13 protein-coding genes are annotated in these 12177 nt (G+C 64.0%); 7 read left to right on the plus strand and 6 right to left on the minus strand.

Translation table 11 applies throughout. From position 1 onward, the window contains the following. Positions 1-9 precede the first annotated feature (9 nt). Together ACVOLS_RS14020 and ACVOLS_RS14025 are read left to right on the plus strand one after the other, a co-directional pair. Complete coding sequence (locus ACVOLS_RS14020) at positions 10-1566, plus strand: FAD-binding oxidoreductase (protein WP_481546101.1); 1557 nt, start codon at positions 10-12, stop codon at positions 1564-1566. Positions 1567-1844: 278 nt separating this feature from the next. Beyond that, positions 1845-2705 (plus strand): PA4780 family RIO1-like protein kinase, encoded by an 861-nt coding sequence (locus tag ACVOLS_RS14025; RefSeq protein WP_481535837.1) that lies wholly within the window; start codon positions 1845-1847, stop codon positions 2703-2705. Between the two features lie 243 nt (positions 2706-2948). Here the strand turns inward: ACVOLS_RS14025 and ACVOLS_RS14030 are convergent, their stop codons facing one another. From ACVOLS_RS14030 to ACVOLS_RS14055, 6 genes are all read right to left on the minus strand, one after another. Next, positions 2949-3386, minus strand: coding sequence for a hypothetical protein (locus ACVOLS_RS14030; RefSeq protein WP_481546102.1), 438 nt, complete (start codon positions 3384-3386; stop codon positions 2949-2951). Further along, on the minus strand, positions 3383-3814 hold the full coding sequence (locus tag ACVOLS_RS14035) for a hypothetical protein (RefSeq protein WP_481546103.1): 432 nt from the start codon (positions 3812-3814) through the stop codon (positions 3383-3385). The genes ACVOLS_RS14030 and ACVOLS_RS14035 overlap by 4 nt, the downstream gene beginning before the upstream one ends. A 75-nt stretch (positions 3815-3889) precedes the next feature. Continuing rightward, positions 3890-4234 (minus strand): hypothetical protein, encoded by a 345-nt coding sequence (locus ACVOLS_RS14040; RefSeq protein ID WP_481546104.1) that lies wholly within the window; start codon positions 4232-4234, stop codon positions 3890-3892. Positions 4235-4422: 188 nt separating this feature from the next. Next, positions 4423-4629, minus strand: coding sequence for a hypothetical protein (locus ACVOLS_RS14045; protein WP_481546105.1), 207 nt, complete (start codon positions 4627-4629; stop codon positions 4423-4425). A gap of 1 nt (position 4630) precedes the next feature. After that, positions 4631-5080, minus strand: a complete 450-nt coding sequence (locus ACVOLS_RS14050) for a 3-dehydroquinate dehydratase (protein WP_481546106.1) — start codon at positions 5078-5080, stop codon at positions 4631-4633. A 3-nt stretch (positions 5081-5083) separates the two neighbouring features. Beyond that, positions 5084-5494 (minus strand): hypothetical protein, encoded by a 411-nt coding sequence (locus ACVOLS_RS14055; protein ID WP_481546107.1) that lies wholly within the window; start codon positions 5492-5494, stop codon positions 5084-5086. A gap of 195 nt (positions 5495-5689) precedes the next feature. Between ACVOLS_RS14055 and lepB the strand changes: the two genes are divergently transcribed. From lepB to dld, 5 genes are all read left to right on the plus strand, one after another. Next, the gene (gene lepB / locus ACVOLS_RS14060; protein ID WP_481546108.1) at positions 5690-6310 is read left to right on the plus strand and encodes a signal peptidase I; all 621 of its coding nucleotides are present in this window, start codon (positions 5690-5692) and stop codon (positions 6308-6310) included. A 367-nt stretch (positions 6311-6677) separates the two neighbouring features. Beyond that, entirely contained in the window at positions 6678-8336 is a 1659-nt protein-coding gene (gene lldP / locus ACVOLS_RS14065) for an L-lactate permease (protein ID WP_481546109.1), read from the plus strand. Between the two features lie 54 nt (positions 8337-8390). Continuing rightward, positions 8391-9155 carry a transcriptional regulator LldR gene (gene lldR / locus ACVOLS_RS14070; RefSeq protein ID WP_282268290.1) on the plus strand — a complete coding sequence of 255 codons (765 nt, stop codon included), beginning with the start codon at positions 8391-8393 and terminating at the stop codon, positions 9153-9155. Between the two features lie 3 nt (positions 9156-9158). Continuing rightward, the gene (gene lldD / locus ACVOLS_RS14075; RefSeq protein ID WP_481546110.1) at positions 9159-10298 is read left to right on the plus strand and encodes an FMN-dependent L-lactate dehydrogenase LldD; all 1140 of its coding nucleotides are present in this window, start codon (positions 9159-9161) and stop codon (positions 10296-10298) included. Continuing rightward, positions 10295-11992, plus strand: coding sequence for a D-lactate dehydrogenase (gene dld / locus ACVOLS_RS14080; protein ID WP_481546111.1), 1698 nt, complete (start codon positions 10295-10297; stop codon positions 11990-11992). Before lldD ends, dld begins: the two co-directional genes overlap by 4 nt. The last annotated feature ends 185 nt before the right edge of the window (positions 11993-12177 follow it).

Genomic DNA, 12177 nt, shown 5'->3' on the forward strand with positions numbered 1-12177 from the left:
AGGACTTCCATGAGCAACGACACCGCAACCGCCGTCATCGCCACGCTGCAGTCCAGCTGGGGCGGCAGCATCGTCACCGATGCCAGCGAGCTTGAGTACTACGCCACCGACGTCTACTCGCAGGGCCAGCCACTGCTGGCGGTGCTGCGTCCGAACGATGCACAGCAGCTCGCCACTGCGGTCAAGCAGCTCACCGATGCCGGTGTCGCGGTGATCGCGCGCGGCGGTGGCATGAGCTACACCAGCGGCTACACCGCTGCACGGAGCCCAAGCGTGCTGGTGAATACCAGTTCGCTGGACAGCATCGTCGAGATCAATCTGGAAGATGCCTACGTGGTGGTCGAAGCCGGCGTCACCTGGCGCGCCCTGAAGGACGCGCTGGACGCCAAGGGCGTGCGCACGCCGTACTTCGGGCCGATGTCTGGTTCACACGCCACGGTCGGCGGCGGCATGTCGCAGGGCGCGGTGTTCCACGGCTCCGCGCGCTACGGCTGTTCGGCCGATGTGGTGCTTGGCCTGCAGGTGGTCACCGCCAATGGCGACATCCTCACCACCGGCTCGGCGGCAGCCGCCAATACCGCGCCGTTCTTCCGCTGGTATGGGCCGGACCTGACCGGGCTGTTCCTCGGTGATTGCGGCCTGCTCGGCATCAAGACCCGCATCGTGCTCAAGCTCATCCCCAAGCACACGCATATCGACTATCTGTCCTGGCAGTTCCCGACCGCCGATGGCCTGTTTGCAGCGCTTGGCGTGCTTGCGCGGCACAGCCTTGCCAGCGAAACGGCGGCCTTCGATCCAGCGCTTACCCGCGTGCGCATGCGCCGCGCCGGGCTGTCCAGCGACGTCAAGGCGCTGGGCAACGTGATCAGGAAGGGCGGCCTGATCTCCGGCCTGAAGCTGGCGGTGAAGGGCCGCGACATCGTCGACCAGGAGCAGTTCTCGCTGCACATCACGCTGGAAGGTGACAGCGCCGCCGAGGTGGCCGATCGCGTCGCCCGCGCGCGCAAGCTGGTGGGTGAGTTTGGTGAAAGCATCGAACCCTCCATCCCCAGGATGATGGCGGCCAATCCTTTTGCCGCCTGGAACTCCATGCTGGGCCCACAGGGCGAGCGCTGGGCACCGGTGCATGCGCTGGTACCGCATTCCAAGGCCACCAGCATGTTCAACGCGCTGCAGGCGCTGTTCGCGCGCGAGCAGGAGACGATGGACAAGCACGGCATCTTCATCGGCACCCTCCTTTCCAGCGTGGGTGCGCAGGTCGCGCTGATCGAGCCCTGCATTTACTGGCCGGACAGCCACAATGCCTTCCACGTCCGCACCGTCGATGCCGACCACCGTGAGCGCATCGGCTGCCCGGGCGAGCACCTCGATGCGCGCAGTGCTGCGGACACGCTCAAGCGGCAGATCGCCGACACCATGCGCGCACATGGCGCCGCCAACCTGCAACTGGGCAAGTTCTACGATTACCGCGCCGGCCGCGACCCGGCCGCGCTGGCGGTGCTGGACGCAGTCAAGGCCCAGCTCGACCCCAAGGGCCTGATGAACCCCGGCGTGCTCAGCCGCTAAGCAGACCTGAGCCCCTCTCCCACCGGGAGAGGGGTTGGGGAGAGGGCAGGCGCAGCCTGCTGGGCAAACCGCCATCACCCCCAATAGCCCCAGCCCCACGGCCAGGCTCAACGCCTGGCCGTTCGCGTATGTGCCACCGCAACTGTCCAGCCTGAACCCTCTGTGCTTCCATCGCTGGCCGGTTTCCGTACCATCGGCAACAATATGCCGGCCTGATCCCACCCGGACGGCCCACGTTCGATGCAGATCGAGCCGCCACCCGCAGCCACCGAGACACTGTGAAAACACCCCAACAATTGCAGGTACTGATAGACGACGGCGTCATCGACGAGGTCCTGCGCCCGCTCAAGAGCGGCAAGGAAGCAGCGGTTTACGTGGTCCGCAGCGGCGATGAGATCCGTTGTGCCAAGGTCTACAAGGATATGGCGCAGCGCAGCTTCCAGCAGCGCGTGCAGTACCAGGAAGGCCGCAAGGTGCGCGGCAGCCGTGAGGCCCGCGCCATCGGCAAGGCCAGCAACTACGGCCGCAAGCAGGCCGAGGCGGCGTGGAAGAACACCGAGGTCGACGCGCTGTACCAGCTGCGCGACGCTGGTGTGCGCGTGCCGGAACCGTTCGGCTATTTCCATGGCGTGCTGGTGATGGAACTGGTGACCGATGCCGAGGGCTTCAGCGCCGCCCGTCTGGGCGAGGTGGAGCTCAGCGCCGAGCAGGCGCGCGAGTTCCACGCGGTGCTGGTGCAGCAGGTCAAGCTGATGCTGTGCTGTGGCCTGATCCACGGCGATCTGTCGCCGTACAACGTGCTGGTCGGGCCGGATGGCCCGGTGGTGATCGATTTCCCACAGGTGGTCAGCGCCGGTGGCAACAACGCCGCCCGCACCATGCTGCTGCGCGACGTCAACAACCTCACCGCCAACCTTGGCCGCTGGGCTCCGGAGCTGCTGGAAACCTGGTACGGCGAAGAAATGTGGGAGTTGTTCCAAGCCGGCGAGCTGCTGCCGGACACCGTGTTGACCGGCGAGTTCACCCCGGATGAGCACGCGGTGGACCTGGACAGCGTGCGTCACGCCATCAACGACGCCCGCGAAGAAGCACTGATCCGCCAGCAAGGCCGCGAAGCCGCTGCCGAAGAAGACTACTGAAGGTAGTGCCGAGCCATGCTCGGCAGAGGCTTTCCCAGCAATCCGCCAGCGTTGTGGGAGCGGCGTAAGCCGCGACGCCGGCAGCGCTGGAAAGGCCACAAAAGCCAACCCCTCCCCAACCCTCCCCTACGCCTGCGGCGCAAGGGAGGGAGCAGAAGCGGTAGTGCCGAGCCATGCTCGGCAGTGGCCGTACCAGTAACGCCCCTGCCGAGCATGGCTCGGCACTACGGAACGGCGCTGGCCTCACTCATCGCCAAGCGATGATTCCTCACGCGGATCGGCCAGCAGGAAGGAATCATCACCCGCAGCGGAAGTAACCCGCGCGGTGCCGCCGTTGCGTAGTTCCCAGTGCCAACTCTCATAGCGGGTGGTGAGCGTGCCGCGCACATAGCAGGGCCCGTGCAGGAAAAAATCATGTTCCTGGCGCGGGGTGATCAACACGGCATGGCGGAAGAACACACGCAGCTGCTGCGCATCAGGTTTGAATCCATCGCACAGAAGCGCATCGCGCTCGTTGTCGACGCCACTGCCGGTAACCACGATGTTGGACAAAGCGCCCAGCGGGCCGGGGCGGGTTGCGCATGCGCCCAGTAGCAACACTCCCAGCAACAACAGGCTGCGGCCGATCAAGCGCGAAGTGCTCTTCATCAGGATGAAGGAAGGGGAAATTGCTTTCGTCACGGTGATGCACTCCCCTCGGTCTGCAACTGGTAGTGCCCCGGCGCGCCCAGCGCCACATTGAACACACGCGGCTCCAGCGAATAGGCATGGACCAGATTGAGCTGCAACGTGGCGTCGTTCAGCACGACAGTGCCGCTTCGGTTGGGGCACGACCAGAAGCTGTCCGATGCTTCAGCCAATGGCAGCTTTGCGACGGTCACTAAGGGCTTTCCCGGGGCCGATGCGCTCAGCCATTCGATCCAGACGCGACAGGACACGTGCTCGAAGCCCATGTTCTCCAACCGCACCCGGTAAACACCATGCTGTTGCCCTGACTGCCAATGGCCGGCGGTGACGATGGCCAATGTGGCAGCCTCGTCCGGGGTATCGGCCGCAGCAGCCGGCGCAACGGCAAGCAGCAAGCACAGCAGCATGGAATGACTATTCATGTCAGCGATCGTCCTTGGGAATCGAGTGCGTGCGTCACGCAGGCGTGTACCCGCCCGCTCGCCGATGATAGCGAATCACGAACGCGAATCCGGCTGCCAGCAAGTAGTGGCATGGATGAAGCCATGGCAGCGGTAGTTCGGCCCTTCACAGGATATCTGCGCGGTAACCCGTGTTGCGTCCTTTGCGAAGGTATAGCAGGCAACGGAGACCTCTCCCTGCACACTCACCACCGGTGCAGCGGATGGCCCGTAGCGAAGCGACAGCGCACTGTCGAGTTGTTCACAGCAGGGCCAGAAATCCAGCTCCGAGCTGAAAACCAGCTGTTCCAGGATGTTGTTCGGGTCTTCGTTGCAGGCCTGTACCAGCTCGGTTTCGATGTCGAAATCCTGGCCCAGCGTGAAGCCGTTGAGGAGAGGCATATGGACCTGGCAACCGCAGTTCAAGAAGAAGGCTGGCTGAGTGTAATTGGCGTAGCCCAACTGCAAAAGCGGGCCAGACCGCCGCATGTAGTGCCGAGCCATGCTCGGCGAGGGGCATCCCAAGCAATCCACCAGCCTTGTGTATGAGCGGCGTAAGCCGCGAAGCCTGGGAGCTGGAACGTCGTACGCTACAACCGACTGATCATCTTCAACCGCACCTGCGCCGCAGCGACATCATGTCGTTCCGCCGCCATGGCGCAGATATGATCCAACAGCGCCTGTGGCTGCAGCAACATCGGATCCGCTTCCTGCAGCTGCACGGCCAGATGGCCCCACCAGAACGGCTGGCCGTCGAGGTAGATCTCATAACCAACGATGTAGCGATGCGCATCCATCTCAGGTGCCTACATGCACGCGGTCGCCGACATCGCTGCAGCACAGGTGTTCAAGCGCCAGTTCCATGGCCAGTACATAGCTTTGCGCACAGTAGCCCTGGGCGATGCCAAGACGATGGCCAAGATGCTCCGGCAGGCAGGACTGCGGCGCGCCGCTGGTATCCTCGTGAACTTCCACGTAGGCGTTGCGCAGGCGAGGCAGCAGTCGCTGCAGGCGGGCGCTGTGCACACAGGCGGCGGGGGCCAGCAGGATCACGTCGTCCGGGTTGTGGTCGGCCGCGCACAGCGAGTCCAGCAGTTCCTGTTCGGAGCGGCAGTTGCGCTGCGCCACGCTGATACCGACGTCGAGTGCGCGATGCACCAATGCATTCATGACCTTGCTTGGCAGCGGTGGAGCAGCTTGCAGCTGCGCATCAGAAGCCTCGGGCCCACGTACGATGAAGATCGCCATGGCTCAGGCACCTTGTCCGTTGCTGAGCAGACGCGTGGTGATCGCAAGCGACAGGCGTCGCGCCTCGTCGGTACCGGTACTGCAGACCACCAATGCGGTCGCGGCATGATGCGGATGCAGGTGGGCTTCGAGCGTATCTGCATCGCTGCGGGCGATCTCGATATACGGCGAGGGCAGGGCATCCAGTGCGTTGCAGACGCTGCGGCCGTGCAGCGCCCATTGCGCCTCGTCGGTGGCGGTGTTCTCGATCAGCACCCAGCTTGGTGCCTGATGTCGGGCGTTATCCAGACACTGGGCCAACGCAGGCAGTGAGCCGCAGTGCAGGCATTGCAGCGGCTGGTCGGCGAGCTGGGCGGGTAGAAGGGATGCATCCGGCACTGGGTTGCGGGTATGCCGGATCAGTAAAACGCTCATGTAGCACCACGTTCAAGCGCCTTGCGGCGCGGTGGTGCCAAGATGCGCCGCGGCTACATCAAATCGCCATGGCGGCTGGGCGGGGCGGCGTAAAGTCTGCGTAGCAAATCGTGCGGGCCGCGTTTCTTGGCCATGGGGAACTTCGGCCAGCGTTGGCGGTCAGTTCGGCTTGACCTCCGGAGTTGGTGATCAGCCATGAGTGAGACCGAGTCCCTTGCATCGCCCCATCCCGTGCTGGCCTGGCTGCGACGTGAAGCCTTGCCCTTGGGCGTGATGTTGCTGCTGCTGTTCGCGGCTCGCGACAGCCTGGCCAACCACTACCAGGTGCCCAGCGGCTCGATGCAGCCGACTCTGCAGCCCGGTGACCGGGTGGTGGTGGATATGCGTGCGTACGGCCTGCGCCTGCCCTTCACCGATGTGCAGCTGCTGGCCGGGCAGGCACCGCAGCGTGGTGATGTGGCGATATTTGATTCCCCGGCTGATGGCACGCGGCTCATCAAGCGCGTGGTGGCTGTTGCCGGTGATCGCGTGCAGCTGCATGACGGCTATCTGTCCATCAACGAACAGCCGTTGCGGCAGGACGTGGCGCGCGAGTTGTTCGGCAGCAAGCAGGTGCAGTTGGATCTGCGTGATGGCGGTGGCCCGGACATCAATGGCATCACCATTCCGGCCGGCAAGTTGCTTGTCGTGGGTGACCACCGCGGCAACAGCTTCGATGGCCGCTTCTTCGGTCTGGTGGATGCCGATACGGTTTATGGCAAGGCGGTGGCCGTGTACTGGCGGCGCGGTGATGGGCCGGAGTGGCAGCGGTTGTAAGGATCGATAGCGACGAAGAAAACCGGCACGGAGACGTGCCGTTTTTTTTGCCTTCGTTTTTGTTTTTCTTGTAGGAGCGGTGTGAGCCGCGAAGCTGACGGTGCAAGCAAGCTGCATGGATGCAGTAGCAAGTGGAAGGGTAGCTGTATTGATATCGGTTTCGCGGCTTACGCCGCTCCTACAAAAACCGCACATTGGTAATACCAATAGTCTTCACTAACCCTATGGTCTAATAGGATCTTCGCGGCAACGGCGATTCAATCGCGGTTCGTTGGTCGGACTGATTGAATATTGGTAATACCAATATTCGCGACCATCGCCACGCCACCTGCGGGTGGGCCGCCTTTCGCCTTTGACGAGAACCTGCATGCAGCCCTGGGAACAACTGTACGACCCCGCTGGCAACCTCTGGCTGTCCAGCCTGATCGCGCTGTTGCCGATCGCCTTCTTCTTCGTCGCCCTGGCCGTGCTGCGCATGAAGGGCTGGCTGGCCGGCACCATCACCGTCGTCATCGCGCTGGCGGTTGCATTGCTGTTCTATCGCATGCCGGTGTCGCAGGCCTTGGGTGCAGCCGGTTTCGGCTTCCTGTACGGGCTGTGGCCGATTGCCTGGATCATCATCGGCGCGGTGTTCCTGTACAAGGTGTCGGTCAAGACCGGGCAGTTCGCGATCATCCGCGCCTCGATCCTGTCGGTGACCGAAGACCAGCGCCTGCAGATGCTGATGGTCGGCTTCGCCTTCGGTGCATTCCTTGAAGGTGCCGCAGGTTTTGGCGCACCGGTGGCGATCACCGCCGCGCTGCTGGTCGGGCTGGGTTTCAAGCCGCTGTATGCCGCCGGACTGTGCCTGATCGTCAACACCGCGCCGGTGGCCTTCGGTGCGATGGGCATTCCGATCATCGTCGCCGGCCAGGTCACCGGGCTGGATGCCTTCGAGATCGGGCAGATGGCCGGCCGCCAGCTGCCGTTCCTGACCATCATCGTGCTGTTCTGGATCATGGCCATAATGGATGGCTGGCGCGGCATCAAGGAAACCTGGCCGGCAGTGTTGGTTGCCGGTGGTTCCTTTGCCATCGCGCAGTACCTGACCTCCAACTTCATCGGCCCGGAGCTGCCGGACATCACCGCGTCGCTGGCGTCGCTGGTGTGCCTGACACTGTTCCTGCGCCGTTGGCAGCCCAAGCGCATCTTCCGCTTCGAAACCGAGGCCAGTGCTGACGCTGCCGCACAGGCATCGGCCGCACCGCGTTACAGCGCCGGCCAGATCACCAAGGCGTGGTCGCCGTTCCTGATCCTCACCGCGATGGTGACGCTGTGGAGCATCAAGCCGTTCAAGGCCTTGTTCGCCGCCGGCGGGCCGCTGGAAAGCTGGGTGTTGAAGCTGCCGGTGCCGGGCCTGGACCAGCTGGTGCAGAAGATGCCGCCGATCGTTAACGCGCCTACTGCCTACGAGGCCGTGTACAAGTTTGATGCCATCTCGGCCACCGGCACCGCAATCATGCTGGCGGCGGTGATTGCGATCCTCTACTTGCGCATGCCGGTGCGCGCAGCGGTGCGCACGTTTGGCGAGACCGTCAATGAACTGAAGATGCCGATCTACTCCATCGGCATGGTGTTGGCCTTCGCCTTCATCGCCAACTACTCCGGGCTGTCGGCGACATTGGCGCTGGCGCTTGCGCATACCGGCAAGGCATTCACCTTCTTCTCGCCGTTCCTTGGCTGGCTGGGTGTATTCCTGACCGGTTCGGATACCTCGTCCAACGCCTTGTTCTCGGCCTTGCAGGCAACCACGGCGCAGCAGATCGGGGTATCCGAGGTGCTGCTGGTTGCAGCCAATACCACCGGTGGCGTCACCGGCAAGATGATCTCGCCGCAGTCCATCGCCATTGCCTGTGCAGCGGTGGGCCTGGCTGGCAAGGAATCGGACCTGTTCCGCTTCACCGTCAAGCACAGCCTGATCTTCACCGTGATGGTCGGCTTGATCACCACCGCGCAGGCTTACTGGCTCACCTGGATGATTCCCTGAGCCATGGCCACGCGCACCCGCCAACGCCAAGCAGCTTCGGGCCACAATGTCGGCATGAGTACGCAACGTATTTCCGACAAGGTGGCCGCGCAGCTGCGCGTGCTGGTGGACGAACAACAACTGCAGCCGGGTGACCGGCTGCCCTCCGAGCGCGCTTTGGCGGTGCAGCTCGGGGTCTCGCGCACGGCGTTGCGCGAGGCGATTGCCCAGCTTGGCAGTCAGGGCCTGCTGGTGGCGCGGGTTGGTGGCGGCACCTATGTGGCCGAGCCGGCCGCACGTGCGCGGCAGGCATTGGATGAACCGCTGGTGCCGTACCTGCCGCTGTTCCAGGGCGATCCCGAATACCGCTTCGACGTGCTGGAAATCCGCCACGCGCTGGAAGGTGCAACCGCCTGGCATGCAGCATTGCGGGCTACCGACGAGGACCGCGCACGCATCGCGCAGGCCTTCCAGACCATGATGGATGCGCACGGCAAGGACGACCCGGCCGGCGAAGCGCGCGCCGACGCGGCCTTCCACCTGTCCATCGCCGAGGCCTCGCACAATCTGGTGCTGCTGCAGGTGATGCGCGGCCTGTTCGAGCTGCTGCAGACCAATATCTCGCAGAGTCGCGAGAAGCTATACACCGCATCGACAACGTTTTCCCCTTTGTCTGACCAGCACCGCGAAATGATGGATGCGGTACTGGCCGGCGACCCCGAGCGTGCGCGTGCCGCAGCGCACACCCATCTTGAGTTCGTGCACACCACGCTGCGCACGCTCGATGAAGACGAGGCGCGGCGTGCCCGCGCTTCGCGGCTTCCTTCCCCCCACGGTTGACCCATGATCATCTCCGCCTCCACCGATTACCGTGCGGCCGCGCAGCGTCGTCTGCCGCCGTTCCTGTTCCACTACATTGATGGCGGCGCGTATGCCGAACACACGCTCAAACGCAATGTTTCCGACCTGTCCGACATCGCGCTGCGCCAGCGCATCCTGCGCGACATGTCCGATCTCAGCCTGGAAACCGAGCTGTTCGGTGAGAAGTTGGCGATGCCGGTTGCGTTGGCGCCGGTCGGCCTGACCGGCATGTATGCGCGCCGTGGTGAAGTGCAGGCGGCGCGTGCGGCGGACAGCCGCGGCATTCCGTTCACCTTGTCGACGGTGTCGGTGTGCCCGATCGAAGAAGTGGCACCTGCGATCAAACGACCGATGTGGTTCCAACTGTACGTGCTGCGCGACCGCGGCTTCATGCGCAACGCGCTGGAGCGCGCACAGGCTGCCGGCGTCACCACACTGGTATTCACCGTCGACATGCCGGTGCCGGGCGCGCGCTACCGCGATGCGCACTCGGGTATGAGTGGTCCGAATGCCGGCATGCGCCGCATTGGTCAGGCCATGACCCATCCGCGTTGGGCCTGGGACGTTGGCCTGTTTGGCCGTCCGCATGATCTGGGCAACATCTCCGCCTATCGCGGCAGCCCGACCGGGTTGGAGGATTACATCGGTTGGCTGGGCAACAACTTCGACCCGTCGATATCGTGGAAGAACCTGGAATGGATCCGCGAGTTCTGGAAGGGGCCAATGGTGATCAAGGGCATTCTTGATCCGGACGATGCCCGCGATGCGGTGCGCTTTGGCGCCGACGGCATCGTGGTTTCCAATCACGGTGGTCGCCAGCTGGATGGCGTGCTGTCCACCGCACGCGCCTTGCCGGCGATTGCAGACGCGGTGCAGGGCGATCTGAAAATTCTCGCAGATTCGGGCATCCGTACCGGTCTGGACGTGGTGCGCATGCTCGCACTCGGCGCTGACAGCGTGCTGTTGGGTCGTGCCTTCGTCTACGCGCTTGCCGCACAGGGCGAGGCTGGCGTGGCCAACCTGCTGGACCTGATCGCCAAGGAAATGCGCGTGGCGATGACGCTGACCGGCGCACGTCGCATTGCCGATATCAGCCGCGACTCGCTGGTCAACCTGGCATGAGTGCGAACGAAGCACTGTTGGCGCAGCTGCGCAGCGCCGTTGGTGACGCCCATGTGCTGACTGGCGACAAGGCAACCCGGCGCTTTCGCAAGGGGTACCGCTTTGGCGATGGCGCCGTGCTGGCGGTGGTACGGCCGGGAAGCTTGCTGGAGATGTGGCGCGCCCTGCAGGCAGCCGTGCAGGGTGGGGCGGCGATCATCCTGCAGGCGGCCAATACCGGCCTGACCGGCGGTTCCACGCCGGATGGAAACGACTACGGGCGGCCGATTGTATTGATCAGCACGCTGCGCCTGACCGGCGTGCAGTTGCTTGATGAAGGACGGCAGGTGCTGTGCCTGCCCGGTGCCACGCTGGATCGTCTGGAACAGACATTGGCACCGCTTGGGCGCGAGCCGCATTCGGTGATCGGTTCCTCGTGCATCGGTGCTTCGGTACTGGGCGGTGTCTGCAACAACTCCGGTGGCTCGCTGGTGCGACGTGGCCCGGCCTATACCGAGATGGCGCTGTATGCGCAGGTGGATGGCGATGGCGGCCTGCAGTTGGTGAACCATCTTGGCATCGCTTTGGGCGACACGCCGGAAGAGATCCTGCAGCGCCTACAGGCCGGCGACTACCAGCCTGCCGATGTGCGTGTTGATGGTGAGCGCGCCGGCTCCGATCCGCGTTACGCCGAACAGGTGAGGCAGGTGGACGCGACAACGCCGGCGCGTTTCAACGCCGACCCCAGCCGTCATTACGAAGCAGCGGGTTCGGCCGGCAAACTGGCGGTGTTCGCGGTGCGCCTGGATACTTTCGCCAAGGAAGCGGCCGAGGTGTTCTATATCGGCAGCAACAGCACTGATAGCCTCACCGCGATCCGCCGCCAGCTGTTGACCGGCTTCGAGCGTCTGCCGATTTCCGGCGAATACATCCATCGCGTCGCCTATGACATTGGCGAGCGCTACGGCAAGGATACCTTCCTGCTGATCGACAAGCTCGGTACCGCACGGGTGCCGGCGGCCTTCGCACTGAAGAGCCGGGTCGATGGCTGGTTCGAGCGGCTGGGCCTGCGTGGCGTGACCGATCACGCGATGCAGCTGCTGACCGGGCTGTTGCCATCGCACCTGCCCAAGCGCATGGGCGAGTTCCGTCAGCGCTATGAGCACCACTTGCTGGTCAAGGTTTCCGCACAGGATGCGGCGGCGACGGAGCAGTGGTTGCGCGGCTTCTTCGCCGGGCATGAAGGCGCTTACTTCCACTGCACGCCGGACGAAGGCCGCAAAGCCTTCCTGCACCGGTTCGCGGTGGCTGGTGCGGCGGTGCGCTATCGCGAAGTGCATCGTGCGCAGGTTGAGGACATCGTCGCCCTGGATATTGCCTTGCGCCGCGATGACCGCGCGTGGTTCGAGCAGCTGCCGGCTAAGCTGGATGCGCGATTGCTGCACAAACTCTATTACGGCCACTTCCTGTGCCATGTCTTCCACCAGGACTACATCGCGCGCAAAGGCGAAGACCCGATGGCGATCGAACACGCCATGTGGAAGCTGCTGGATGAGCGCGGCGCCGAATACCCAGCCGAGCACAATGTTGGCCACCTGTATCCAGCCAAGCCGGCGCTGGCACAGTTCTACCAGCAGCTGGACCCGAGCAATACCTTCAACCCGGGCATAGGCCAGACCAGCAAGCAGCCGGGTTGGAAGGGCTGTGATTGCTGAGGCGCGAAGCGCCTGCCATTGCTTTTGTTTTTGTTTTTGCTTTTGTTTTTGCTAAAGCCCCTTTCCCGCGCGCGGGGTGAGAAGGGCAGCTTGCGAACCACCGGTTCGCTGCCCATCGAACGCCCTTGCGCCAGCGCAAGGGCCGGGGCGCGGAGCGGGGGTTGGGGTGAGGGGAAGCTTCTAGC

This window comes from Stenotrophomonas sp. STEN038 (assembly GCF_056759895.1).

Bases quoted from the DNA above. Each gene is read 5' to 3' on its own strand.
- ACVOLS_RS14020 (WP_481546101.1), top strand. From the start codon at position 10: ATGAGCAACGACACCGCAACCGCCGTCATCGCCACGCTGCAGTCCAGC.
- ACVOLS_RS14035 (WP_481546103.1), bottom strand. From the start codon at position 3,814: ATGAATAGTCATTCCATGCTGCTGTGCTTGCTGCTTGCCGTTGCGCCG.
- ACVOLS_RS14040 (WP_481546104.1), bottom strand. From the start codon at position 4,234: ATGCCTCTCCTCAACGGCTTCACGCTGGGCCAGGATTTCGACATCGAA.
- ACVOLS_RS14045 (WP_481546105.1), bottom strand. From the start codon at position 4,629: ATGGATGCGCATCGCTACATCGTTGGTTATGAGATCTACCTCGACGGC.
- ACVOLS_RS14050 (WP_481546106.1), bottom strand. From the start codon at position 5,080: ATGGCGATCTTCATCGTACGTGGGCCCGAGGCTTCTGATGCGCAGCTG.
- ACVOLS_RS14055 (WP_481546107.1), bottom strand. From the start codon at position 5,494: ATGAGCGTTTTACTGATCCGGCATACCCGCAACCCAGTGCCGGATGCA.
- lepB (WP_481546108.1), top strand. From the start codon at position 5,690: ATGAGTGAGACCGAGTCCCTTGCATCGCCCCATCCCGTGCTGGCCTGG.
- lldP (WP_481546109.1), top strand. From the start codon at position 6,678: ATGCAGCCCTGGGAACAACTGTACGACCCCGCTGGCAACCTCTGGCTG.
- lldR (WP_282268290.1), top strand. From the start codon at position 8,391: ATGAGTACGCAACGTATTTCCGACAAGGTGGCCGCGCAGCTGCGCGTG.
- lldD (WP_481546110.1), top strand. From the start codon at position 9,159: ATGATCATCTCCGCCTCCACCGATTACCGTGCGGCCGCGCAGCGTCGT.
- dld (WP_481546111.1), top strand. From the start codon at position 10,295: ATGAGTGCGAACGAAGCACTGTTGGCGCAGCTGCGCAGCGCCGTTGGT.